This window comes from Pseudomonas sp. DWRC2-2 (assembly GCF_049897885.1).
GTDB classification, from domain to species: domain Bacteria; phylum Pseudomonadota; class Gammaproteobacteria; order Pseudomonadales; family Pseudomonadaceae; genus Aquipseudomonas; species Aquipseudomonas azotoformans_A.
Genome location: NZ_JAFCXD010000007.1, coordinates 207,847 through 231,675 on the forward strand (window position 1 = coordinate 207,847; position 23,829 = coordinate 231,675).

A 23,829-nucleotide genomic window follows, 5' to 3' on the forward strand; every position below is an offset into this window, starting at 1 on the left:
GTGCCCGCGCCTGGGTAGGCGCGGGCGGGTCGAGCTTAAGCCTGGGTTGCGTATTTCGCCAGACGGGCATCGCTTTTCAGTACGGCAATGGTGTTGTTGTGCACGTCGTCAGCGGTCACGTCAGCTTTGCTGAAGATCTGCTGGAAGTGCTCGTGGGTCACGGCCGCGAAGTGCTCGCGATCTTCCGGTGCCACACCCAGTACCACGGCGTAGGTGGTCAGCGCTTCGCCGTTACCCTTGGCCATGTCTTCGGACAGCTCGTTCATCATGCCATTCATGGCAATCCAGGACTTGCCGCCGTAGGTCAGGGCGCTGTTGGTGCTGCAACCGTTGGTGCCCGAGGTCATGCCGAAGGTGGCGTTACCCGAGGTACCGTTGGTGGTGGAAGCCAGGAAGTGAGCTGGCGTGCCGCGCTGGCCTTCGAACAACATGTTGCCCCAACCGCAGTTCGGGCCACCTGGTGCTTCTGCCATTGCATTGAGGGAGACGACGGTGAAGAGAGTACCGAGAAGGATCCGTTTCATAGCTTTGTTCTCTTTGTGTGCAAACCAATGGACAAGGGTTCAGGCGCGTCGCAGCGCCCTAGGGGCCAGTTATTAGTCCAACCCGCGCAGTTTGGAGTTTAGGCACGTTCCAAGGGTTCCGTGCATTTTTATAAAACAATCAGCGTTGTCGCGATTTTTTTGTAGGACGCATCCCCTGTCTATGCTTTCCCGAAAGCGCGCCTTGCCATGGTGCGTAACCGGGAGCCAGAATGCCGTTATCTGCCCCGCCTGATGTAAGGAAGCCCGATGCCTGATCCTGTTGCTGCCAGCTTGCGTCTAGCGCCCGAAGCGCTGACTCGCCCTTTCTCCGCTGAACAGTTCAGCTTCTCGACCACCAATGATTTGGAGCCCTTTCGCGGTGTGCTTGGCCAGGAACGTGCGGTTGAAGCCTTGCAGTTCGGTGTGGCCATGCCACGCCCCGGTTACAACGTGTTTGTCATGGGCGAGCCGGGTACCGGCCGCTTTTCGTTCGTCAAACGCTACCTGAAAGCCGAAGGCAAGCGCCTGCAGACCCCGGCGGATTGGGTCTATGTGAATAATTTCGATGAGCCTCGCGAACCACGCGCCCTGGAATTACCGGGCGGCGCTGCGGCGGCGTTCATCAACGACATCAACGGTTTGGTCGACAACCTCGTCGCCACCTTTCCGGCGGTCTTCGAACACCCGACGTATCAACAGCGCAAAAGCGCCATCGACCGTGCCTTCAACCAGCGCTACGACAAGGCACTGGACGTGATCGAACGCCTGGCTCTGGAAAAGGACGTGGCGCTCTACCGTGACAGCACCAACATCGCCTTCACGCCGATGCTCGACGGCAAGGCGCTGGACGAGGCTGAGTTCTCGCAGTTGCCAGAAGCCGACCGCGAGCGTTTCCACACGGACATTTCCGAGCTGGAAGAGCGCCTCAACGAAGAACTGGCCAGCCTGCCGCAGTGGAAGCGCGAGTCGAACAACCAACTGCGTCAGTTCAACGAAGAAACCATCACCCTGGCCCTGCAGCCGTTGCTTGCACCGCTGTCGGAAAAGTACGCAGAAAACGCCGCCGTCTGCGGTTACCTGCAAGCCATGCAGGTGTACCTGCTCAAGACCGTGGTCGAGCAATTGGTGGACGACGCCAAGACCGACGCCCAGGCGCGCAAGCTGCTGGAAGAACAATATTGCCCAAGCCTGGTGGTGGGCCATCCGGTCAACGGCGGCGCCCCGGTGGTGTTTGAACCGCACCCGACCTACGACAACCTGTTCGGCCGCATCGAATACAGCACCGACCAGGGTGCGCTCTACACCACTTATCGCCAGTTGCGTCCGGGCGCGCTGCACCGTGCCAACGGCGGCTTCCTGATCCTGGAAGCCGAAAAAATGCTCAGCGAGCCGTTTGTGTGGGACGCGCTCAAGCGTTCCTTGCAGTCGCGCAAACTGAAGATGGAATCACCGCTGGGCGAACTGGGCCGCCTGGCCACCGTGACCCTCAACCCGCAGATGATCCCGTTGCAGGTCAAGGTGATCATCATCGGTTCGCGTCAGCTGTACTACGCGTTGCAGGACGCCGATCCGGATTTTCAGGAGATGTTCCGCGTACTGGTGGACTTCGACGAAGACATCCCGATGGTCGACGAAAGCCTGGAGCAGTTCGCGCAGTTGCTCAAAACCCGCACCTCGGAAGAAGGCATGGCGCCGCTGACGTCGGATGCGGTGGCGCGGTTGGCCACTTACAGCGCGAGGCTGGCAGAGCACCAAGGGCGTTTGTCGGCGCGCATTGGTGATTTGTTCCAGCTGGTCAGCGAGGCGGATTTCATTCGCCACCTGGCGGGCGACGAGATGACCGATGCCGGCCATATCGAGCGCGCCCTCAAGGCCAAGGCGACGCGCACTGGGCGCGTGTCGGCGCGGATTCTCGACGACATGCTCGCCGGGGTCATCCTCATCGACACAGCCGGTGCGGCGGTGGGCAAGTGCAACGGATTGACGGTGCTGGAAGTCGGTGACTCGGCCTTCGGCGTACCGGCGCGGATTTCCGCCACGGTGTATCCGGGCGGCAGCGGTATTGTCGACATCGAGCGTGAGGTCAACCTCGGCCAGCCGATCCACTCCAAGGGCGTGATGATCCTCACGGGTTACCTGGGCAGCCGCTATGCCCAGGAATTCCCGCTGGCGATCTCGGCGAGTATCGCGCTGGAGCAATCCTACGGCTATGTGGACGGCGACAGTGCGTCCCTGGGCGAGGCGTGCACCTTGATCTCGGCGTTGTCGAAGACGCCGCTCAAGCAGTGCTTTGCTATCACCGGCTCGATCAACCAGTTTGGTGAAGTGCAGGCGGTGGGCGGGGTCAACGAGAAGATCGAAGGTTTCTTCCGCCTGTGTGAAGCGCGCGGTTTGACCGGCGAGCAGGGGGCGATCATTCCCCAAGCCAACGTTGCCACGCTGATGCTCGATGAGAAGGTGCTGCAGGCCGTGCGCGCTGGGCAGTTTCATATCTATGCGGTGCGCCAGGCCGACGAGGCGCTGAGCCTGCTGGTGGGCGAGGATGCGGGTGAGCCGGATGCCGAGGGGCAATTCCCGGAAGGCACGGTGAACGCGCGCGTGGTCGAGCGGTTGCGCGCGATTGCCGAGATGATCAGTGAGGAAGACCTCAAGGAAGCGGAGAAGGAGTTGGCACAGCAGGCGCTGGCCGAAGCCAAGCCGACCTGATGGCTAAATCGTCATTAAATTGACTTGGGTTGGGGGCCAACGGCCGTTGGTCTCTACAACCTTGGTTTGTCGCGGTTTTCTTCTATTCTGTGCTCAAGGGATATCCACAGGAGTCGCTGGATAGAAACAGCCTCGCCCAGGCGCAGGTTGAACACCGATCTACCGAGGGTCGCCGCCATGCCGCGCAACCTTTGCCTTACCCGCCAGTGCTTCGGCCTGGTCACCCGTATCGAATGTTCCATTCGCCCTCTCGCGGGGGATAACGGGATGTGGACGTTGTTGTTTGCCGCTGGAATGACCGGTGAACAGCCTTCCACCATCAAGTCCCAAGGCCCGTTTCCAGGGCCCTTCGTGGCGGAAAATATGCTGGAGTCCATCGTCGACAGCCTGACGCAGCACGGCTACGAGACGGCGGCTGACCCGCAGATCTGGTGCCTGCACATGCAGGCCCATCTGCGAGCGCTGAACGGTAACACCCAGCACTGACCGCTATTTGCTCTCGGGCTTGTCCAGCTTGACCTCAAAGCCGTATTGCACGGTGCTCAGGTCGGTGCGCTGGTAGCTTTCCAGGGTGGTCGGCTGGCCGTAGAAGTAATGCACGTCAAACATCGCCGTACCGTATTCCTCGGCGCGGTGGCTGACGCCGAGGATTTCCTTGAGGTAATTGCCGCTGGCGTCCTTGGCGTAGAAGCGCCAGCTGTCGGCAGGGAAGGCCTTCTGGTCGACGATCAGCGCGTTGTCTTTGAGTTCGAGCCCTTTGGGCAGCTTGCTTGCATCAATCTCGTTCTTATCGATGGTCGCCAGGAACAGCGGAATCGAGCCCACCACAAAGGCCGGATTTTCAGGGAACAGGTTCAGGTCATAGGTCAGGGTGCCACGCGCCGGGTTCAGTTCGAAGGCCTCGGTAGGCAGCTCAATCGGCTCGCCACGCTCGCCTTTTTCGTCGGCGGTGAAGAAGGTCACCGGTGATTCACTGCTGTTTCGCTCGCTGCCCACCAGGTCGTCATTGAAGGTGAACGGGTGGTCGAACACGATGTGCGCCGCGCTGGCGTCTTCGACCGACTGGCTGATGGTCACGCTGTTTTTCAGCTGGTCTTCGGTCATGCTCGCGTCTTTGAGCCAACTGGCGGCGCTGTCGTCATACACGGTGACCGGCATCGGCAGGGCCTGTACGGTTTTCTGCAGGCTGTTCTTGTCGAAGCGCAACACCGGTAGGTCGAGGTCTTTGCGGGTGCGCGTGGCAGTGGAGAAATCCAGCACGTTGACTTGCAGGTTGTCGATCACGCCATTGAAGTACACCTTGGCGTAATGGCTGCTCTGCTTGCGTTCGAAGGCTTTCTGCTCGTCGGTCAGCTGTTTCTCGAATGCTTCCGACCAGGCCTTCTGCTTTTGCATCTCGGCCAGTTGTTTCTCGTAGAACGCGACTTGGGCGCTGCTTTCGTTGATCGAACCCGAGCGCGTGAGAAATTGCCCGGTGGTGTCCCGCGCCTGCACCAGCAACGGATTCGGCGATTCGTCGCCCACTTCCGGCGCCAGTGGCTGGCTGTTGGTCAGCTCGATCTCGGCGTAGTTTTTTTCCAGCAAGACCAGGTTGAGGGTGATGTTGCCTTCGGTGCGCTTGTGGCCCACGTCCTTTTTCGACAAGTCAAAGGTCAGCACCTTGCCCGGCGCGACCACTTCTACCGTGCCCTTTAGGCTGACAGGTTGTGGCTGGCTCTTGTTTTCCGTCTCGATGCCCTCGATGAACGGGTAGGTCACCGTCAGGTCATCGGGGTTGGTCAGGTTCGAGCTGCTGGGGCTCAGTTGGATGCCCGGATCGGTTTCCGACCATTCCGGCTGGAAAGGGATGACCTTGTTGTTGCTCAGGGTCACCGACTGCCATTCCAGTCCGTGGGGGAACGGGAACTGGTCGGGGACGTTGAAGTTGAAGGGGAAAACCGGCTGCAGGTCGGTCAGATAGTCGGAGTGGGAAGTCTTGCGCAGCACGAACAGGCCATTGATGTAGGTGTCCACCAGCGCCTGGGGTGTGGGGTAGTGCTTGAGCAGGGCCAGGGTGTCCTCGCCGTATTCGGCCTCGATGGGCTTGGTGGCGAGTTTGACCCGCGCCCGCTCCAGCAACAGCAGCGAACCGCCCAGGTCAGCGACGGCGTCGCGCAGCTTGGGGTCCTGGATGCTGTCGAGGGATTGTTCGAACTTGGCGGTTTTCTCTTCGAGGGTGGTTTGCTTCTGCTCGTCGCTGGGGGAGCAGCCGCCAGCCAGCAGCAATGCCGCGCACAGGCCGATACAGGCCAAGGGGGATCGCACATCCATCATCTGAGTTTTTCCTGTCCGACGTCATCGAGCCGAGTTGTTATTGGGCTCGACACTAGCAGAAAAATTCTCTTACAGATGCCGCACAGGTCAGTTTTCTCGCGGTTACAGCTGTCTTGTGGTGGCTGGTATACTCGCCGCCATTTCTAGCCTAGCTGTGTGAGATCCCATGGAACGCTTCATCGAAAATACTATGTACGCCTCACGCTGGCTGCTGGCGCCTATTTATCTCGGGCTGTCCTTGGGCTTGTTGATCCTGGCGCTGAAGTTCTTCCAGGAAATCATTCACGTCATTCCCAATATCTTCACGATGCTGGAAGCTGAAGTGATCCTGTTGCTGTTGTCGTTGATCGACATGGCACTGGTCGGCGGCTTGTTGGTGATGGTGATGATCTCCGGCTACGAGAACTTCGTCTCGCAGCTGGATATCGATGAGAACAAAGAAAAACTCAACTGGCTGGGCACCATGGACTCTTCGTCGTTGAAGATGAAAGTGGCGGCCTCCATCGTGGCGATTTCGTCCATCCACTTGCTGCGCATCTTCATGGACGCCAAGAACGTCGATCCGCAGCACCTGATGTGGTACGTGATCATCCACATGACCTTCGTGGTGTCGGCGTTTGCCATGGGTTACCTGGACAAGCTCACCAAGCACTGATGCCCCGCGCCAGCCTTACTGCTCGACGAAGTAGTAAGGCTGGCGATTGATCGACATCTGCTTGATCACCTTCACCGGGGTGGTCAGGTCGTTGGTATGGTCCAGCAACGCAATGTTGCCGGGCTTGGCACCGAGATAGCGGTGCAACTCGGCTTCGGTTTGCAGGATCGGCAAATAGGCCTGCAGATAGAACACGCTGGCCCCGGCGATGCGCTCGTTGGGCTGGAACAACACCACTTCCTTACCTTCGTCTCTGAATGCCTGGGCCTGGCTGATCACCGGTACGAACGACTGGCGTACATCGGCTTTGGGCGCGAACCAGAAGGCGGCGATCAAGTAGCAACCCACGGCCAGGGTAAACACCCCGCCCACCACGGTTCTGTGATGTTTATGCAGCGCGGGTTTGTGGGTTTTCAGCCAGTCCAGCAGCACCCGCGCATATTCTGCGGCCAGGACGGCGGCGGCGGGGGTGAGTGCCATCAGGTAAACGGTGCGTTTACTCGACGCCAGGGTCAGCAGGGTGAACTGCGCCACCAGCCAGACGCTGAAGAACAGATGGTAGCGATTGCGCACCAGGCTTTTTCGGAAGTGCCACAGGCCCAGATACACCAGGATATTCCACGGCAGGAACGCCTCGGGCAGCTTGGCGATGTAGTAGTAGAACGGCTCGTAATGCCCGGCCTCGACAAACGAGCCGCTGAAACGACCGACGCTGTTGGTCAGCAACACTTCGGCCACCGCCTGCATACCACCGCGCTGGAACAGGAACCCCAGCCAGATCACCAGCGGTATCAGCGCCAGCAAGGTAAACAGCGCGGGCTTGAGCCAGTCACCAATCTGCAGGCGTTTGTCCATCAGGCTGGTGCTGGCCAGGTACACAAAAATCACAATGCCCGGCATGGCCAGGCCCAGTACGCCTTTGCTGAGGGTGGCGATCACCATCCCGGCGGTAAACAGTGCCCATGCGCCGGTGCTGGAGCCTTGGCGATCGGGCCGCACGGCCTGGTAGAACGCCAGCAGCGCAGTGGTCACGCCGAGGGTGAGCAGCGAATCCTCCCCGACGCCGCGCGCATTGCTCCAATAGCTGGCCATGGTCGCCAGAATCAACGCGGCGCTGAACGCCAGCGTCTGCGGTCGCCCGAACCGGCGCAGCATGGTGTAAAGCAGCATCACGCTGAACAATCCAGCAAACGCCGAAGCCAGGCGCACCGCCCAGGTGCTGCCGCCGAACAGGCGAATAGCCCCAGCGTCGATCCACAGGCTCAAAGGCGGTTTTTCCAGGAACGGCTCACGAAACAACTGAGGCACTACCCAGTTATTGTCCAGGTGCATGGCCATGGCGATCCCGGCGACCCGGGCTTCGGTGGAGCCTTGCAGCTCATGGTTGCCCAGGGCAAAGAAGAACAACAGACCAGCAAGCAGGAGCAGCAGGGGAGCAGGACGCGTCATGGAGTGTGGCTACCAGGGCAGGAGGACCGTCCGGGGGAACGGTCATTGCAATGGGCTAGTATCCGTGGGCGTTTCTGAATATTTCGTGAACGAGTGTTGGATTTTTGTAAGGCTGAATGCTTCCTTAGGGTGCTTTCAAGCTGGGCACAGCAGCTTTGCCTTGGGCCGTCAGCACCGGTTCCAATTGCTCCCACGTGAAACTCAGTTCGTTGTCACAGCCATCGCCTTGGGCGGGTGTGGAGAGTTGCAGGCCCTGGGTGTTGAAGCTCAAGTCGAAGGTGGAGTAACTGGTCACGGCCGGGCACCCTTCGTCGACGGTGGTTTGTTTGGCCAGCCAGGCGCTGAAGGTGGCGGGCAGTTTGACCTGGCCGGAATAGGGGCTGTCCCATTGCTCATGGCCGCCCAGCCAGGTCCAGGGGTCGACCTTTTCACCGGTTTGCAGGTTCCAACTGTGCAGGCCCCAACTGATCCCCCCGCGCCCGTAACCCGCTGACCAGCGATAGAAACGCACGGTGATCCAGTGCGATGACCAGTAGAACGGTTCCACCGTGATCTCGCTGGTGCTGGTGCTGCCGCTTTGGTCCAGTGAGTTACGCCGCTCTCTATAAAAATCGGTCTGGCCATCCGGATTGATGGCCATGCGCGCGAGATCCCGGTTGATCTTATCGATGGCTTCCCCGTCGCCTTCGAGTTTCAGGATGACCTGCCCGCCTTGGGTCTTCACCTGATAGGCGTGCTCGGCGAAGGTGTTCTTCTCGACCTTCACCGCAGGCGGCGTGGCCTCAAGCGGGTTGTTGTAGGTGTCGCTGGCACAACTGTCCGTGTCCGCGCGTTTGAGCATCAGCGCCAGGCTTTTGCCGCCAATGGCTTTGCTCCAGCTGCCGGTCAACGTGTCGCCTTGCGGGTCGTCCAACTGCCAGAAACCGGTTTGCCCTTCTTCCACCCAGGGCTCGCTGGCGTTGGCTTGGGTGAGTTGAATGGGCGTGAGAATGCGTTGGTAGTAGTAACTGCCATTGGCGCCGTGGGCACCGTTGAAACAGACGGTGATCGCGGATTTGCCCAAGGTGCCCGTCCAGACACCGGCCAGGTCGGCGGCGGTGGCAAGCAGAGGCGTGCAGGCGAGGGCGAGAGCGGCGAGTGGCTTGAACACGGGTATCGGACTTCCGGATGTCTGATAGAGGAGAGCAGGGTAATCGCAAGTGTGGCGGGATTCCAGACGCCTAACAAAAGGCCGAGTCGCTGAACGCGTCTCGGCCTTTTTGTTACTGGAATGTTTGTGTGTCTTGGGTGAGGACCAGCACGCGCTCGACCAGCAGTTCGCCCAGCACGACCAGTTGCTGGGTGGCCAGCAGCTTGTGACGGTGTGCGCCCTCGAGTTCGAAAGCCAGGTCGGTGGTCATGGCGTTGAGTGAGGCGAGGGTTTCGCTGGCTTGGATCAGCAGCGTTTCGGGGGAGATGTCTGGGGCGAGGGTGAAGAGGGTTGCGGAGGGTGGATTGGGGGTGATCTTTTTCATAATGAAGCTCCCACACTGTTTAAGGAGCTACCACCCCCTGCTGTCAAACAGGAATGGGTGGCAGCTGTACGCGGGTTGACAGACCGGAAGTGTAGGAACCCGGCGCACCCGAAGATGCCCCACGCACAGCCGCCATGAACGAGGCGGAGTGCGTCAAGCATGCCGTCTTATCAAGGGGTGTAAAAGGTTACACTTTTCGGCCTGTCAAAGCCGGTCGCTGATGAGCAACGACTGGGGGAAGTTAGCGTTGTGGCGGGGGTTGCGCCAGTTCATCAAGGGCGCGGTAGCTTGAAGGAAAATTCTGAAGGTCTGTTCTGTCTGGCTTTCCAAACCCTAGAAACAACAAAACCCGCACTAGGCGGGTTCTGTTGATGCTTCGAATTGGTGGGGCCGGGGTAATTTGAACCTGGCTTTTATCTTATTGATTTTTATAGTTAATATATTTTTTGTTTTTTAGTTGGAATACCAATTGGAGTACCGACTGGTCCCAATACCTAACATCACGATATTTGGCTCTTATAGCCTGACCTCGCTTGAGGGGGCTCGCTCGGACCCGCAGGCAAGCCTGCTCCATATTTTTCGACCACTGGGCATACGAGTGGTCGCATCTACACACGAATTCGAACGCCCCCCTCTCCGCTTGTAAGGCGCTACCAAACGCCAGAGTTTGTGAAGTCTAAACCGCAAGTGGCCGCAGGTTTTGAAGACCACGTAGGCCCATTATGAGGGGGACCGCCATGTTGGGAGAGGCAATGATGGGCGGCTTGCGGCTGATAGATATCTATATGTAGCAACCGGTTGAAGGATTCAATTCTGCATGAACGCAGTCATCGGTTGAGACGTACAGACGTGCACCTCTCTGCGCACTCAATTGCGCAGAGAGGTGCTACAGCATTATTATAGATTCCTGATGGTGGCTCCAGGCCATCAAACATCAATAGCAGGGATGTGTTCGTAAATGTTTCATCAACGATTGCTACAACGCTACATGCTAGGCGAAAGGGCTCTTCAAGTTCTCAACGACGACGGTCTCTACTTCAGAAGAGTCGACGGTTACCCAGAAGACCCAACGGAAGGCGATCGTGAGTACTTCGGTAGTAAAGAGGAGTTGATTCTCGAGTCTTTGAACAGCAGATTCTCCGACGACACCCGCATGACACCTGAAGAAGCAAAACAGCTCTGTCAGGATACGATGCATAGGGATAAGCAAAGCGTCTTCATCCAAAGTTGGTTTTGGCACAAACAGATGTCCCGGTTTATGTGGGAGAGCTACGGGAAATTTTCTGATAATCCAAATTGTGCACTTTTTATCGTCGACCTCTTCAAAATCGGAAACTATCTAGACCGTGTATTGCCCGTCGGCTATCGGTTCGAGACTGTTAAGTACGTTCAGGACAAACAAAGACAGCGAGAAGCATTTTTCACCAAGCACATTGAGTTTGAACCTGAGCGCGAATACCGAATATCAATCAACGCGGGTGAACTAATTTCATTTAATAAAAAAATACTTCCTGGTTTTGAATGGCCGCCCAGACATATGGAAGTGTATTGCGAGGACGATCTAGCCGAGAACTACCGTAACAGAGGTGTGGCTAACGAAGATCTTTTTAAGTATGTAGACGAGTTCGGCTTCATATTGAAGACGCCTCTGATCGAACTGTTGGAAGCTGTGTACATCCCTACCAGTGCAAGCGCCGAATTTTGCAACCAGCTGAACGATCTATTAGCATCAAAGGGATATGCCTTCAAGTGTCAAAGAGTCGAGTTACCATCAGAGTGAATTCATATGACCGAAGGCAGCCGAGTTTTAGCGCAACTGCTGCAGTTTTTTGCTCTGGCATAAAACTGTAGCCATTTTTTCGGGCCGCGAAGCAATGTTATGTCAGCTATGACGGGCTGATGCCTGCCTGTAGTGAGCACCCACTGTCTAACCAGTGTAGACCGTAATCGAGTTTTACGAGCTACATGCTGTTTCCTAACTGCAAAATGTGAATACGATTTTTGCATTCAGACCTCCTTCTAGGATGCTAGCCCCCATGAAAATATCGTCGTACGACATAATGCCGATCAATGATGCTGATACATTTGAAGATTTTTGCTGTGATCTTTGGAAGGCAACGTGGCAGTCTCCCACGACCCAAAAGCACGGACGAAAGGGGCAGGCGCAACTAGGCGTAGACGTTTTCGGCATCCCAAGCGGGAGCCAAAACTACCAGGGAGTTCAGTGTAAGTGTAGATCTAACTTTTTGGGTTCAAGACTGACCGAAGAAGATATTGCTCATGAAATAAATGAGGCGAAGAAGTTTAAGCCACAGCTTGAGCATTTAATTATCGCGACGACTTCGCACAGTGACATAAATCTTCAAGCTTTTGCTAGAGCAGCAACCCAAAAAAATATTGAACAGGGGTTGTTTAGCGTTACGGTCCTGGGTTGGCGTGAACTCCTTCTCATTCTCGACGAGCATGACGCCGTTGCAAAAAAATATTTTCCGAATATGTTCCGTACAGACTCGCTTAGCAAAATGCAAGAGGCTCTACTTGTAGAAGAAAACCCTACACGTCTAGAGGTGAAAGATCTTCGGCTAGAGTTGTTCTTGGGTGATACTGAACCTTATCTCACACTGGAGGTAGAAAATACTAGCAAGCTAACTGCGAAAGAAATAGAGCTTTCTGTCCTTATACCGAAAAAAGAAGGGCAAACCCAGTCTGAGATAATTAAATTCACCCCAAGCAAATGCATAGACATTAGCTCAATTCCGAACTACTCAATATCTGCTGGCAGCACGCAACTAATCCCTTTTGCCCCAGAATCAGAAGCACACAAAGTCCTTAGCAGAGAGCTCAATACATATCGTCTGGTCGGTATCGGATTGTCCCCTAATATACCGGACGGCTTGACTCGACAGATTCGCGAACGAGACCACTCTATTTTTTTTCCAGTACTATCCGTGGAGTCCATAGGTTTCGGGATTTCGCTCACGTGGTCGAGTGTTTTAGAGCAAAAGATGAAAACGACTTTTGGTGCATTTCTTTACCTTTGGAATGAGGCTGACGATATGCGCTATGCACAAGACGCGATTTGAATTTTGCTGATCTGAATCTGTACAAAACGGAGCAGAAAGACAAATTTTCTCCGTACAGAAAATCGCCTTCTGGGGATTATTTGGGCTGGAGAAAGTAGCGGGTTGGAAGTGTAATACCAGTCGCTTGGCACTGGCCGAGGCTCTCAGTTCGATTGGAACGGCGATGGCTTGCTGATTGCTGGCCTGCGCCTACGTCTCTTGGATGAAAGCTGCGAGCCTGTCGCAAACGCTGGTTAGTCACGTACCCAGCTTAGAACGCAAGATGTAACTCCACAGATCCTCGTTTGGGTATCAGGTGACGTCATGTCGTGGCATTTACGCCAGTCTCTTACATGCGGAATTCGAACAATGGCTCATCGGAATGCCAGCTGCGACTCAGGGTCGAAGCAATAACTCTCCAACCGCAAAAAGGAAAACAAGCGACAACATCGAGAATTTGGCATCAATGCGTCAGCCGACCCAGCAACGCTTTTGACATCTTGATAAACCAGACCCGTTCTGCCGAAAAGCAGTGGTTGATTGCAATGACAACTATTTCATGCTAGCACGTCTCGCATAAGCAGGCACTGCACCGCGATTTCGTAGGTGAATATCCATCTCATCGCTTAGGACCATGATTAGCTTCCCGGCCTATGGTACGGATGAGAAAGGCTTAGGCGCCAAACTAGGGGGCATTGAGATCATGGCATCACCATGACATCATCTACAGGTGCTAATCTGGAGAGGGTTTTCACAATGCCTCTATGGCGATTGCCCGGTTTCAAGGCTACTGAGTCAAAGATTGCTATAATTTTTCCGACTTAACACTGTGCCTATCAACATCTATTCAAGGATTTGAATCAAGTGGCAATTTTTTCGGTAGCTGCTAGGACATTAGTGCATCTTGGTGCAGAGCTGATCACCTCTGACGAGGTAGCTATCAATGAGCTCATCAAGAATGCTTTTGACGCAGAGTCGCCTAGAGTAAAAATTGATATTCACATTCCTGTACCTCATTCAATAATTGATGAGAGCATCAGGAAGATCAATCAAAGTAAAGACGCAACCGCGTTAGAAATAATAATCGCAGCTATAAAAAAAGATATTGCTGGCGAGATTACAGACATTAGCAATACCTCGAGAATTCAAGGGCTACTAGCAAAGTTAGACCCTCATTCCTCAAAAGAACACGTAAAAAGCGTACTTGAATCGCTCAATTACATTTCAATTGAAGATACAGGCTGCGGAATGGATGCGAAGACACTTGAATCTGTATTTCTCGCAATCGGCACACCATCCAAATTGACAACCAACAACTCCAAAGACCTTAGCCGCAAAATTCTTGGTAATAAAGGAATCGGCCGTCTGGCGATGATGCGTCTTGGGGATAACGCAAATGTGACGTCCTGGAGTAATGATGGCCAAGCCCACGAGATACAATTTGACTGGAGATTGTTTGACGACCCAACCAAAGAAATAAATGATATAACTCTTGATATAAAACCAACAACATGCCCTCGCCAAACCCCATCGGGAACAGTAATTACGATCTCGGCCTTGAAGAGCCATTGGACGGACGAAAAAGTTCGAAATAAGTTGGTTGGTGATTTCCTGCGCCGCCTGCAAAACCCGTTTGTCAAACCCGAGGATCAAAGTGAAGAACAAGATAAAAAGCAACAGAGCGACACGAGCGAAAAGAAAAAGCCATTAGGATTCCCTATCGACGTCCATATAAATGGCGGTGCTCGTATCCCCATCGAAGGAATGAAAAAAATATTAACGGATCTCGTTCAGGCTGACATGGAACTTCAGTTTGATCCAGGCGGATTAGACGAGGCTAGCGGAGGTATACTACGAACTGATCTAATTGATTACCAACGCGGTAATGAGCCCGAAGTAACAATAAGAACGGTCGAAGAGCTCACGCATGCATTGACTACCACCATTGATGCGCTAAAAAAAATCGGACCTATCCGCGCGACGATTCGATGGTTCAATCGCGACCGCCTTCGCCAGCAAGCGACGTTGCATGGTAATTGGAAAGCAGCGAAAGCAGAGCTCGACATATGGAGCGGCGGAATCGCAATTTATCGCGATGGTTTTCGCGTAGGATTTTCAGGGCAGTCTACAGGCGAGGATTGGTTGGGATTGGATAGCTCAGCGCTAAAACGCGGGGGATTTGCTGTCAACCGCATTCAAACAGTAGGCGCATTAGAAATTTCTAGAGCGGAAAACCCTGGTTTAGTCGATCGCTCAAACCGTGAAGGTCTGATTGAATCCCCTGAGGCCAACCTTGTCCGAGAAATGCTGACGAAATTCGCGATCGATGAGCTTCGGCGATACATTGGGCACGAAGGCCAAGAGGAGAAAAAAGCGAAACTTGATGACATTGTGGAAAGCGCCCCAGCCACGATAAGAGCAAGGGTCCTACAAGCCGAGCAAGGCTTGACTGACATTCGCTCAAAAGTTTCGGTAGAGGTACAGGGTTCGGTTCAATCCATTGCAGACCACCTCCACTTCATAAAAAATGAAGTCACACGCTTTGAAGAAGCAAGTAAATTAGCTGGAGAACGTCGAGAAGACATACTTGAATTGGCCGGAGTCGGCACAGTCATGTCAGGCGTGCTACATGAACTAACCAGAACAACTGGCCATACGCGACAATTGATGCAGAAACTTTCTAAAGATGAATCACCTCAGACTAAAGCACTTCTCAGCAAATTAGACGCAGAAATCAAAGCTATCAACACTCGGCTACGCCAGCTAGATCCGCTTACTCCGTCTGGCAGACACCGAAAAGAACTTTTTGACCTGGCTGCCTTACTAAATACCATAGTTGAAGGTTATGCGGCTCGCTTTGAACGCCACGAAGTAAGCTGCAAACTGTTTATCTCTAATGAGGCAGAGCTTCGACCAGTTAAAGTTAACATGGTTCGTGGCTTTGTGAGCCTGGCAATTGAAAACCTTATTACAAACTCCATTTACTGGGTACAACAAGGAGCTAAACCTGGCAGGACCGAACGGTGTATTTCAATAGAACTTGATCCCGAATCTCGAACGTTGACTCTAAGGGATAATGGTCCGGGGATTTCACCAGCTGATAAAAATAGAATCTTCACGGCCGGTTTTTCGCTTCGGCCGCGCGGCCAAGGTCTGGGCCTTTTCATCGCAGCCGAGGTTGCGACTTATCACGAAGCAAAGCTCGTATTGGATTCAGCGGACGATGATGGCCGCTTTCGAGGCTTTGTACTTGAGCTTCCCAAGGAATAGGTATGGATCTCAAAAAATCTCTGCTTGACGCGAAAGTTATTAAAGTTGCGATTGTTGATGATGACTTGTCTGAAGATATTTGTACCGCAGACCTTCTCTCCATCGACGGCGATATTGCAGCACTGCTTGGGGATCCTCACGATCCCGACTACGAAGCCTATATCGGGGTTTTAACCAAGCACGGCTTTAACATAGAAACAATTCATGACCTTGCCACACCGCTTTCCGATAAGTCTATACGCGAGGAAGCTCCAGCTCGGTTAAGGGACGCTGTTCATCAAGTGCTTGAATTCCGCTATGGCAATGCAGCACCTGTAAGGCGCACGCAAGGCCTGCTGTTAGGTGCAGGGGTACTTGAGGAAAATATTGACTACTACTCTTCTCCATCTATCCCAGCTGATAAATTTTACGACCTCATAATCGTTGATTATTACTTGGTTCAAAATTCCAACCAGCAAACACTTCCATTTATAGACTCAGTAATTACGGCACACAAGGACTGCGAAAATCCACTCCAAGTAATACTGATGTCAACTCACGTAGCTCAACTACGAGCAGAATTTCGAGATATCCGCCCTATTCTTAAAGCGTCTAGCTCTAGGATGCGGATCATGGGCAAGCCCATGAGTGATGATGATTTGATCCACTGGAAGACTGCACTATATCAGCTAGCATCCGATAGACCATTCATCTCCGCAGTCGAAAATTTTGTTAGCGAAACCTCTAAGGGGTTAGAGCTTGCAGCCCTAGACCAAGCGAAAAAACTATGGGAACTAGACTTGCAAGCAATGGACATACTCCACGAAACAGCAACTTTGGATAACGACGATTTTTGTCGATATGTGGAGGAGTGTCTTAGTCGGCACTTACTCACCGCACTAGAATCGTATACCGGAATTCGTAACTCACTTCGCACGCTTGGCGATTCTTTGATGGAGCACCGTAACACTAATGTCATTGCGCCGGTGGCCGAAATAGGAGATTCACGAGCAGCTATTCGAGGATTAATGAGAAGTATGGAGTGGCGCGGTGGACCAAGCCTGGATCATTCGACGTACCCCGTCCAATCCTCCGTCCTCAACAAGGCACAATGGCTTAAGAACAATCTTCGCTTTGGTATGGTATTGCGTTCAAACGACGGTAGAGAGTGGCTAAATCTCACTCAGGCATGTGATCTCGCTCAGGCCAAGGATGATTCATTCGACAAGGTGTCGTTACTCCTTGTCAGCGGAGTTCGCTCGCGACCTTTAAATCAAGAAAAGAACCAAGCGATGGTCTATCTCAGCTCGACAGCGACCGATACGGAAACTGACACATTGGGCTGGAACCTAAGAAGTATCCGGACACCATCTATACAGGAGTTTGCTGTAGACTTTGTAAACGGCTGGACGTCAGTAGGCGAACTGCGCCTCGATCAGGCTCAAAGCATCGCAGCCACATATAGCTCGCGAGCTTCTAGGGTTGGCCTTCAGCGCACTTTAAGTAGTTGGCACTTACAAGGCACTGCTTTACTAGCAAGCACACTATCGGAAGCTGATCCAGCGACTCTGCTTGCAGGCACACCTTTATCAGGGCACGCCATGAGTCGAGGAAATTCGGATGAACTTCATATTGACCAGGAAAGCCTAAGCTCGATAATCGCAGCCTTCCCGGACTCTATTAACGATGAGCTTCTCCGTGCTTATATGGGCGTACAGCTCAAGGCAGGCTGCAAGCTCACTAGCGAAACCTTGCTAATTTACTGCAAGGAAAAACCAGCTACCACGGGAGATCTAAAGAGCTCAATCAATCACGAAAAATGGCTAGCTCACGGGGCAAATAAAGCGAAGATCATATTGGCAGTTTGGCACGCTTAAACCTTCGGCCAACGTGAGGGGCGGCATTAGGCAGCCATAAGCCGCAAATAATCCGCCCATCATTGTGTAATTGGCTTAACTAGGCTTTTTGGTGAGTTGAGGTGCACGCTATTACGAAACTCGCAATTGTGCAGTGGCTGGCCGAGATCATTTATGGCAGATCGCGCAACCTCCATCTGCCTCATCGACTCCGTACACGTCATCGATATCTAAGTTTTCTTCCCATGGGCGAAGCGGATTACGCGGTCTACGAGCTTTATTTCTTAAGAGACGAGCCTCATATTCCTTTCGAATCGCTCCCACGCGCTCAGGCTTCTCCAGCTCAGTCAGCGGCTCTCCCTTCGTCCAGGTAAAAGGAGAACCCTGCTCCAAAGCCGTCTTTTCAAGTGCCTTTGCCTCTTCAAATGCGTCGGGATGTCGCTCCCGCAGACGAACCCATTCAATTTTCTGCTGAAAAAAACAGAATGTGCATCCACTTCTGCTGCGCCATTCATAATATCGGGGTAGTCCCACACCAGAAGACTCGAGCATCTCGAGGACTCCCGCTTTGTCTATACCGTCCAGTCGAAAGGGCAGCACGACCTTGAGGTTTTCGTGCTTGGAAGAGTAGCCCTCACGGTAATCTTCATCCGAGCGGATTGCGACGTATGAAAAGACCTTCTCACCTTTGGCCAGCATTGGACGTATCCATTCCTCGAAAGGGGCCAACTTCAACTGGCGGGTGCACCAACGTGTCTGTGGAGAGGGTAGAAAGTTATTGTACTCTTTGAGCCAGAATTCGAAGTCACGTCTAGGATTGAGCCGCAGTATAGGTTGGCCCAAAAAACCTTCCAAACGTCCAAGAAACTCCTGAACTTCAGGAAGCTCCTCCCCTGTATCTGTAAAAAAGTATTCAATATCAAGTTCGGGCCGTGTTTGACGGACGTAGAGTGCGAGGGCGGCGCTATCGCGTCCGCCAGACAGCCCCAAGAGATGCCGCTCACGCATGCTCCGTCTCCTCTTCGTTCACGAGTACAGTGCTTGCCTGAGCCAACGCTGCGAGCAACAAATTCCCCTCCAGCCCCGAAGCTTTCAGGAGTTCGATAACCCTGTCCGCTGCGCCGCGAACAGCCTGTCGATCTCGGCCAGCGACCTCAAAGTCTTTAGCTACTACCGATGAAGATCCACCGGCACCAATGACAATGGCAAAAGACTCGCGCCCGGGCTGTCTCCCCTTCACGGAAACTAGAGCTTCCGCTTTGCGGAATGCGAGTGATAGATCGGCAACAGCCACGAGGGCGGCATCGACATCAAGATCGGTCCAATCCCTAGGTGGCTTATTTACCGCAAGACTCAAAATGCCCTCTATAGACTTGGTAGAACCATCGCGTTTGCGGAGCCTTGCGGCGAATCCTTCTAAACGAAGATCCCCGGTGACCTTAGCAATGTACTCGGCACGATCCCTCAGCTCAGGATCATCACCCGATTTGCCATCAACAGCATCGGCAAGTCGACTATCAACTTTCCTCAACATTTCGGGATATGCCGCTAGCATCTCCTTCAAGGGAGCCTCAAGCCGATCGCAAATATCTGTAGGGACAGCGGCTAATGCTTCGGGTAAATCTATGAAAAGCAACCTGTGCGGGTCAGATGCTTTCAGCAGTATGTCGCGAACGGCTCGAGCTTCTGGAGATATGCGTTGGGTGCGTCTAGCCCACATAGGAAGAGAAAAGGCCAGTGCAACAAGGGCCCTGGCTACTTCAAGAGGCGTATCACTTGCGGTACTGAAGCCACAGCCCCCTAACATTACTGACAGCGACCCGAGGGCAAGCCTTCTATCGGCATCTTCGTCAACCCAACGTAGCGAAAAGCGACCAGCATCCTGCAACATTTCGTCGACGTCTACATCCGTGAGCCTTGGCTCAAACACGCCATCGCGGTAGACCGCTACCTTATCGGCATGGGCGAGCATAAAAGCCACTGTTAGAACCGGCATCAGTCCATTTTTTACACCATAGGGAGGCGAGGCCCAGAGAGCGTGCAACTCCTTTATCGCTACCGTACCCGCGATCCGTGCGGAAACCATCTTTAGCGCAGCACTCCACAACGGGTGAAGGCTCCTCTCATCGGACTTCTTGGGCGGACAGAAGCGCCAATTACCATCCGGGTCTCGATGGTGTAACCCAGTGGACGATAGAAGCGTCTCGTACAATCCTCGTTCGGCAGGGAAGCCTTCAATCCCGAGATTCTCCTCGAACCCGCTGCCAACCATCCTGTGAAGCAAGTCGCGGCGAGCTTTTACGCTGTTGGCGGATAATGCATCCCGGTTAACGAGCTCGCTCCATACCTTGGGCGCCTCCCCAAATATCTCAGCAGCCATCTCAGAAGCCAGTGAGGACAGCGTATCGGAGCTTTTTTGTGTCCCTTTCAATCTCCAATCTGCGCTGCTAATAGCATCCCTTAGTGCCTCCTCGAGTGCCCCCTTGACCGAGGAAAGTCGAGCACTGACCTCGCGTCGTGCCACCGAGTCTCCCTCTAACTCAGGGCGGCCTTCGAAAACGATTCGAAGAGACAGCAGCTCAGAACCAAGATCGGCGATCAACTCATGATTAGGTGGTATACCAAAAAAAATTGGACATTTAGGGTCAATCGGTAACCCAGATAACGCCTTGGCGGCGTCCTCTGTAGTGGAATGGCGCTCAGGCAAAACTAGGGCGAGACGACCGAACTCTCCTCCCTCGGGGTGATACGTTTTTGCGAGACGCTCCGCCTCTTGGACGGTATGCATAGAAACGCCGAGCCATCGGAACGTTCCCGTCTGGTTGTAGTGACGCTTAGCGATAACCGGATGAAGATTCGTTACCGCAGTTAACATTTTCATGTCAGCTGATACGAACGTCGCCCTTGCTTTAGAAACTGCCTCATCAATATCAAAGTCGCTGCCCTCGAAAATTGTCCAGGCACCAACGTGCTTTCTATAGAGCGCAACACGCCAAGTAGAAAGCTGCTCAAGCATTGCAGCAACTTCAAGGGGAGAATGTTGAGGCAGCACTGTGCGGAGCACGCTATCGTCTGCAGCAAGACCCGAAACGCTTCGAAACATATCAATAAGTGCGAGAGATTTCGCCAAAGCCACCTCGGCGTCGGCACCTCCTTTGGATACGGTTCTTTCTACCGCCTCGACAGCCTGAGCCCACCTGTGTCCGTCAGGCGATGCCAAAATAGCCTGTTCCAGGTTCGCTCTCAGGTAATCCCAAAATCTTTCAGGGCCGTAAGCTATCTGTCCATCCCATTGAGCAAGAAAGTCCTGAAAGCCGTAAGGCTCAAGCGACGTCAAAAATCCAAATACACTGCGCTCGTTTTGCCCAAACTGACGGCGCGAGGCAGGTCCTAGAAGCGCTGCTGTCACTGGGTGAAGGGGCCAGCAGTGATCCAAAAGCTCACCCATGCCAGAGCCAACAGCTGGCCGACGCCCGGAGATAGCCAAACCAACGGTGTTACTTGCCTCCAAAGTGCTCGGGTGAGGCGTCTCGCATTCAATAGCCCTACCGATAAGTTCAACGACCTCATCGCCGGTCGCGACGAATGAAACGTCAGAGAAACGCCCTTGGACTTTTGCCCACTCTTCTCGAGCCTCGATACCCAAACGAGACGCGTATTGCCGAAATGCTTGATGAAGTATACCCACCACGACTAATTTGCCTTGGCAGCGGGCAGCAGTCTCGGCTAAGTCCTGGAAGAAGTGGACATCGTCACCGCCGGTAGCCGAGGCTTCGAGGAACTTGCCCATTTCATCGACAATTAACAAGACACCCGCACATCCTTCACGTCCTGCTTCGGCAGCCAAGTCCGTGACAAGGCTCTCAGGTGCTGAGTTGCTCTCATCTTTTCCAAGAGCCTTTTCAAAGGCTTTAGCGATTTCAGTAGTCACGCTGCCGCGCTTTCCCACCACCGGTATGACGAGCCATCCGGCATCGTCTACCGCAAATGCCTCTTGGAAATGCGGGATCTCACCCACAACAGCGGCTACTTCCTGCCGAAGCATCTTGTCATTAGAGACCGCTGCTGCAAGTACGAGGGCGAGCGACGACTTGCCTCCGCCATAGGGGCCCGTCCATGTAAAGGCGCGTTGATTGGTACCTGCGATCTGCCTTGTCATCACGGAAAGCGCTTCCCGTGCGGTATCGGTTAGGAGATAACCTTCTAAGGCATCGGGTCGTCCAAGGTCTGCGTCGATCCGGACAGAGCGTCGATAGTGTCTTGTGATTCTCACGCGAGATTGATCAGGAGCAGCCATTAGCTCATTGGTCATAGGATTTTCTCAAAAGCTTAGACATCAGCAACTCATGATCGAAATCGCCACGATGAATTTGGCGGAGTCCTGAGGTGTCGGACCACCGGAGTTTCCCTTCCGTAAGGTCGGCAAGGGCAAACAAGCGTTCAGCAACCGACTCTTCGTCAAGCTTGAAGACCCGTCCCGGAGAACCTTGCGCGTAAGCAGCCGCTTCAATAGTCAAAGAGGACTCGGCTCTGCGCTGATTGTTCCAATAGTCGAGAAGCGCCCATGCAAAGAAAGCATCTGGCAACGTCGACTTGGGACCTCTACGAAACGAGAAAACCCCCTTGCGCTCCTCTTGAAGCAAGCCTAGCTCTGCGAGCATGGACTCAGCGGCTTCCTCGACGGAGGCCGATGCAGCTCTGGGAGCATAGCCACGCAAGCATGTATCCAAATCCCTGCTCAGCGTAGCTTGGGACAACTTTTTCCCTTTAGCCGCTGAAAGCGCATATTTAGTGAGAGTGGGGAGGGCTTCTTCTCGACTAAACGACTGCGCTGAAAACACGTTAAATAGCCAGTACCATGTTGTGGCTCGTGTACCACGACCGGCAAGGCACCAATGCGCGTGCCATGCCGTGACCGGACTCTCAGAATAAGGATCGAAACCGTCATCTCCAAAAATTGCCCGTCCAACAGACGTGAGAAAAAAATGGCGACGCGAATCATCCTCAGCTATCACATCGCATGCGAGAGCCCAATGCTTAATAGAGGCAACCATATTTCTACCGACACCAAAGTCGGCGATAGCCTTCTCGTCGGAAAAGGTGCTCTTGGTCAAGAGGCCATCAGCATCAGCCTTATCCACGGCCTTTTTTAGCCACATCTGGCGGAGCGGAAAGGTTTCATGCCCGGAGAAATGGGCATCTGTTTTGCCAATCGGAATAGACGTCATTGATCCTTTTTCCACGCTGGTGACCCTCTCCAGCTGAAAAGTACCACGCTGGTGGACTCATCCAGTCGTCCCGGGTCGAATGAGGCGCATTGTATCCCTGAGAGATCTCAATGTCTGCCAAGGAGCGTTTCAAAAAAGTAATATGGATGCTCAGATGCCGAGGTAATCGCCGCCCATGCTTGGTAGATACTACTCACGGACGATGCGTTGAATCGATCTTGGTTTCGTAGAGATACCCGAAGGTCAGATACCACCAAAAATCACTGCCGCATACCGGTAGGCTTCATGCACTTAGGAAGTCAGTCGCAAAAAGCAGCAATAGACCGATTCTGTTGACAAGGTAGTTTCCGCATCGCAGTACTTCAACTGCGAAAAAACGGACTTCCTAGAATCAATTAACTGCGCAGGAAGTTGCGCACTCCTCTGTGGATAACCCTACGGGTAAATCGCTACAGGCCACGTAACTCGTGCCCTACAGCCAAGTGCGCAAGAAATTGCGCAGTACTGCGCAACTTCTTGCGCACTTTTTTCGGTTTCTCACCATGAAAGTCGAAAAAGTCACCACTGAGGCCACCTAACCCCTTGATGTGTAATAGCTAGATGATGGCTGGCACGACTTTTGACCTCTCCGCTGACACCTGGGCAGGTAATCACGCCGTCCGGTCCCGTCTTTTGAGCAAAGAGAGCATCCCATGGCAATGAGTTCGGCCCGATGATTGAGGACAGCGTTCGTTGTGCGCAGGCGTGGCTTGACGGCTCATCACTACCGCTATGGTGGGCACTGGCGCAAAACCGAAAGCGTCTTCGCCCAGGTGATTCCCGGGAAGCGTTCGAGGCCGGTTTTCTGCTGCGCTTGCAGCAGACGCTCATCATGCGGCGTGAAGCCGCCACTTCCCAATCAACCAGCTTTGATGCTTGAGGCTGTACTTGACGTCTGAGATTTGCTTTTCCCGCCAAACCCTCCGATCCAGCGATCTTTGATCGCGCCGGTCGGAGGGTTCACTCGCTCTTTCTCGGAGCCACCTCGTTCCTCCCTCCCATTTCAAATTTGATTAGTGCCACGTCTTCTTTTTTCCGAGTAATTGCCCACGATCTCTATCGAGCGCAACGCAGTTTCAGCGTCAGAGCCGAGCTTGTCGTAGGTCTATGGCTAGAGATGTGGCGACATCGGCGACAGCGGCGACAACCCAAGCAGCACGGGGCCTGGAGCGTGGCGACAGAAGTGGCGACAGTCGCCACTTCTTGCCCGCGTTGCCCGGAATGCTTGACCGTA

16 protein-coding genes are annotated in these 23,829 nt (G+C 53.8%); 8 read left to right on the forward strand and 8 right to left on the reverse strand.

Annotation, left to right across the window (positions count from 1 at the left end):
* Positions 1 to 35: 35 nt before the first annotated feature.
* Entirely contained in the window at positions 36 to 524 is a 489-nt protein-coding gene (locus ACP7EW_RS27065) for a DUF3015 domain-containing protein (protein ID WP_015885974.1), read from the reverse strand.
* Between the two features lie 267 nt (positions 525 to 791).
* Between ACP7EW_RS27065 and ACP7EW_RS27070 the strand changes: the two genes are divergently transcribed.
* Positions 792 to 3,230: a Lon protease family protein gene (locus ACP7EW_RS27070; protein WP_010206665.1), complete on the forward strand. Its 2,439-nt coding sequence runs from the start codon at positions 792 to 794 to the stop codon at positions 3,228 to 3,230.
* A gap of 177 nt (positions 3,231 to 3,407) precedes the next feature.
* Entirely contained in the window at positions 3,408 to 3,716 is a 309-nt protein-coding gene (locus tag ACP7EW_RS27075) for a hypothetical protein (RefSeq protein ID WP_033901571.1), read from the forward strand.
* Positions 3,717 to 3,719: 3 nt separating this feature from the next.
* On the opposite strand, the gene ACP7EW_RS27080 is transcribed toward ACP7EW_RS27075, so the two are convergent.
* Positions 3,720 to 5,543 carry a hypothetical protein gene (locus tag ACP7EW_RS27080; RefSeq protein ID WP_426221103.1) on the reverse strand — a complete coding sequence of 608 codons (1,824 nt, stop codon included), beginning with the start codon at positions 5,541 to 5,543 and terminating at the stop codon, positions 3,720 to 3,722.
* Positions 5,544 to 5,709: 166 nt separating this feature from the next.
* On the opposite strand from ACP7EW_RS27080, the gene ACP7EW_RS27085 reads away from it, so the two are divergent.
* The gene (locus ACP7EW_RS27085; RefSeq protein ID WP_005791582.1) at positions 5,710 to 6,198 is read left to right on the forward strand and encodes a TIGR00645 family protein; all 489 of its coding nucleotides are present in this window, start codon (positions 5,710 to 5,712) and stop codon (positions 6,196 to 6,198) included.
* A gap of 15 nt (positions 6,199 to 6,213) precedes the next feature.
* Here ACP7EW_RS27085 and ACP7EW_RS27090 read toward each other — a convergent pair whose 3' ends face one another.
* The 3 genes from ACP7EW_RS27090 to ACP7EW_RS27100 all read right to left on the reverse strand — a co-directional run bounded on the left by ACP7EW_RS27090 (position 6,214) and on the right by ACP7EW_RS27100 (position 9,161).
* Positions 6,214 to 7,647, reverse strand: coding sequence for an ArnT family glycosyltransferase (locus ACP7EW_RS27090; RefSeq protein ID WP_033901572.1), 1,434 nt, complete (start codon positions 7,645 to 7,647; stop codon positions 6,214 to 6,216).
* Between the two features lie 124 nt (positions 7,648 to 7,771).
* Entirely contained in the window at positions 7,772 to 8,797 is a 1,026-nt protein-coding gene (locus tag ACP7EW_RS27095) for a hypothetical protein (protein ID WP_426221105.1), read from the reverse strand.
* Between the two features lie 112 nt (positions 8,798 to 8,909).
* Positions 8,910 to 9,161, reverse strand: coding sequence for a DUF6124 family protein (locus ACP7EW_RS27100; protein WP_426221107.1), 252 nt, complete (start codon positions 9,159 to 9,161; stop codon positions 8,910 to 8,912).
* A gap of 958 nt (positions 9,162 to 10,119) precedes the next feature.
* On the opposite strand from ACP7EW_RS27100, the gene ACP7EW_RS27105 reads away from it, so the two are divergent.
* The 4 genes from ACP7EW_RS27105 to ACP7EW_RS27120 all read left to right on the forward strand — a co-directional run bounded on the left by ACP7EW_RS27105 (position 10,120) and on the right by ACP7EW_RS27120 (position 17,349).
* Positions 10,120 to 10,941 carry a hypothetical protein gene (locus tag ACP7EW_RS27105; protein WP_426221109.1) on the forward strand — a complete coding sequence of 274 codons (822 nt, stop codon included), beginning with the start codon at positions 10,120 to 10,122 and terminating at the stop codon, positions 10,939 to 10,941.
* Positions 10,942 to 11,197: 256 nt separating this feature from the next.
* Positions 11,198 to 12,244, forward strand: coding sequence for a hypothetical protein (locus tag ACP7EW_RS27110; RefSeq protein ID WP_426221111.1), 1,047 nt, complete (start codon positions 11,198 to 11,200; stop codon positions 12,242 to 12,244).
* Between the two features lie 843 nt (positions 12,245 to 13,087).
* A complete protein-coding gene (locus ACP7EW_RS27115) occupies positions 13,088 to 15,493 on the forward strand; it encodes a sensor histidine kinase (RefSeq protein WP_426221113.1) in 2,406 nt (801 codons plus the stop codon).
* Between the two features lie 2 nt (positions 15,494 to 15,495).
* Positions 15,496 to 17,349 carry a hypothetical protein gene (locus ACP7EW_RS27120; RefSeq protein ID WP_426221115.1) on the forward strand — a complete coding sequence of 618 codons (1,854 nt, stop codon included), beginning with the start codon at positions 15,496 to 15,498 and terminating at the stop codon, positions 17,347 to 17,349.
* 147 nt (positions 17,350 to 17,496) lie between these two features.
* Here the strand turns inward: ACP7EW_RS27120 and ACP7EW_RS27125 are convergent, their stop codons facing one another.
* The 3 genes from ACP7EW_RS27125 to ACP7EW_RS27135 are packed head-to-tail and all read right to left on the reverse strand — an operon-like array spanning position 17,497 to position 22,556.
* On the reverse strand, positions 17,497 to 18,336 hold the full coding sequence (locus ACP7EW_RS27125; RefSeq protein ID WP_426221117.1) for a phosphoadenosine phosphosulfate reductase family protein: 840 nt from the start codon (positions 18,334 to 18,336) through the stop codon (positions 17,497 to 17,499).
* Entirely contained in the window at positions 18,329 to 21,640 is a 3,312-nt protein-coding gene (locus tag ACP7EW_RS27130) for an ATP-binding protein (protein WP_426221119.1), read from the reverse strand. The genes ACP7EW_RS27125 and ACP7EW_RS27130 overlap by 8 nt, the downstream gene beginning before the upstream one ends.
* Positions 21,630 to 22,556 carry a DUF4007 family protein gene (locus ACP7EW_RS27135; RefSeq protein WP_426221121.1) on the reverse strand — a complete coding sequence of 309 codons (927 nt, stop codon included), beginning with the start codon at positions 22,554 to 22,556 and terminating at the stop codon, positions 21,630 to 21,632. The genes ACP7EW_RS27130 and ACP7EW_RS27135 overlap by 11 nt, the downstream gene beginning before the upstream one ends.
* 712 nt (positions 22,557 to 23,268) lie before the next feature.
* Between ACP7EW_RS27135 and ACP7EW_RS27140 the strand changes: the two genes are divergently transcribed.
* Positions 23,269 to 23,475, forward strand: coding sequence for a LasR-specific antiactivator QslA (locus tag ACP7EW_RS27140; protein WP_426221123.1), 207 nt, complete (start codon positions 23,269 to 23,271; stop codon positions 23,473 to 23,475).
* Positions 23,476 to 23,829: the final 354 nt, after the last annotated feature.

What these genes read in the sequence shown, in the direction of transcription:
- ACP7EW_RS27065 (WP_015885974.1), bottom strand. Translation starts at nt 524, where the DNA reads ATGAAACGGATCCTTCTCGGTACTCTCTTCACCGTCGTCTCCCTCAAT.
- ACP7EW_RS27070 (WP_010206665.1), top strand. Translation starts at nt 792, where the DNA reads ATGCCTGATCCTGTTGCTGCCAGCTTGCGTCTAGCGCCCGAAGCGCTG.
- ACP7EW_RS27075 (WP_033901571.1), top strand. Translation starts at nt 3,408, where the DNA reads ATGCCGCGCAACCTTTGCCTTACCCGCCAGTGCTTCGGCCTGGTCACC.
- ACP7EW_RS27080 (WP_426221103.1), bottom strand. Translation starts at nt 5,543, where the DNA reads ATGATGGATGTGCGATCCCCCTTGGCCTGTATCGGCCTGTGCGCGGCA.
- ACP7EW_RS27085 (WP_005791582.1), top strand. Translation starts at nt 5,710, where the DNA reads ATGGAACGCTTCATCGAAAATACTATGTACGCCTCACGCTGGCTGCTG.
- ACP7EW_RS27090 (WP_033901572.1), bottom strand. Translation starts at nt 7,647, where the DNA reads ATGACGCGTCCTGCTCCCCTGCTGCTCCTGCTTGCTGGTCTGTTGTTC.
- ACP7EW_RS27100 (WP_426221107.1), bottom strand. Translation starts at nt 9,161, where the DNA reads ATGAAAAAGATCACCCCCAATCCACCCTCCGCAACCCTCTTCACCCTC.
- ACP7EW_RS27105 (WP_426221109.1), top strand. Translation starts at nt 10,120, where the DNA reads ATGTTTCATCAACGATTGCTACAACGCTACATGCTAGGCGAAAGGGCT.
- ACP7EW_RS27110 (WP_426221111.1), top strand. Translation starts at nt 11,198, where the DNA reads ATGAAAATATCGTCGTACGACATAATGCCGATCAATGATGCTGATACA.
- ACP7EW_RS27120 (WP_426221115.1), top strand. Translation starts at nt 15,496, where the DNA reads ATGGATCTCAAAAAATCTCTGCTTGACGCGAAAGTTATTAAAGTTGCG.
- ACP7EW_RS27125 (WP_426221117.1), bottom strand. Translation starts at nt 18,336, where the DNA reads ATGCGTGAGCGGCATCTCTTGGGGCTGTCTGGCGGACGCGATAGCGCC.
- ACP7EW_RS27130 (WP_426221119.1), bottom strand. Translation starts at nt 21,640, where the DNA reads ATGACCAATGAGCTAATGGCTGCTCCTGATCAATCTCGCGTGAGAATC.
- ACP7EW_RS27135 (WP_426221121.1), bottom strand. Translation starts at nt 22,556, where the DNA reads ATGACGTCTATTCCGATTGGCAAAACAGATGCCCATTTCTCCGGGCAT.
- ACP7EW_RS27140 (WP_426221123.1), top strand. Translation starts at nt 23,269, where the DNA reads ATGATTGAGGACAGCGTTCGTTGTGCGCAGGCGTGGCTTGACGGCTCA.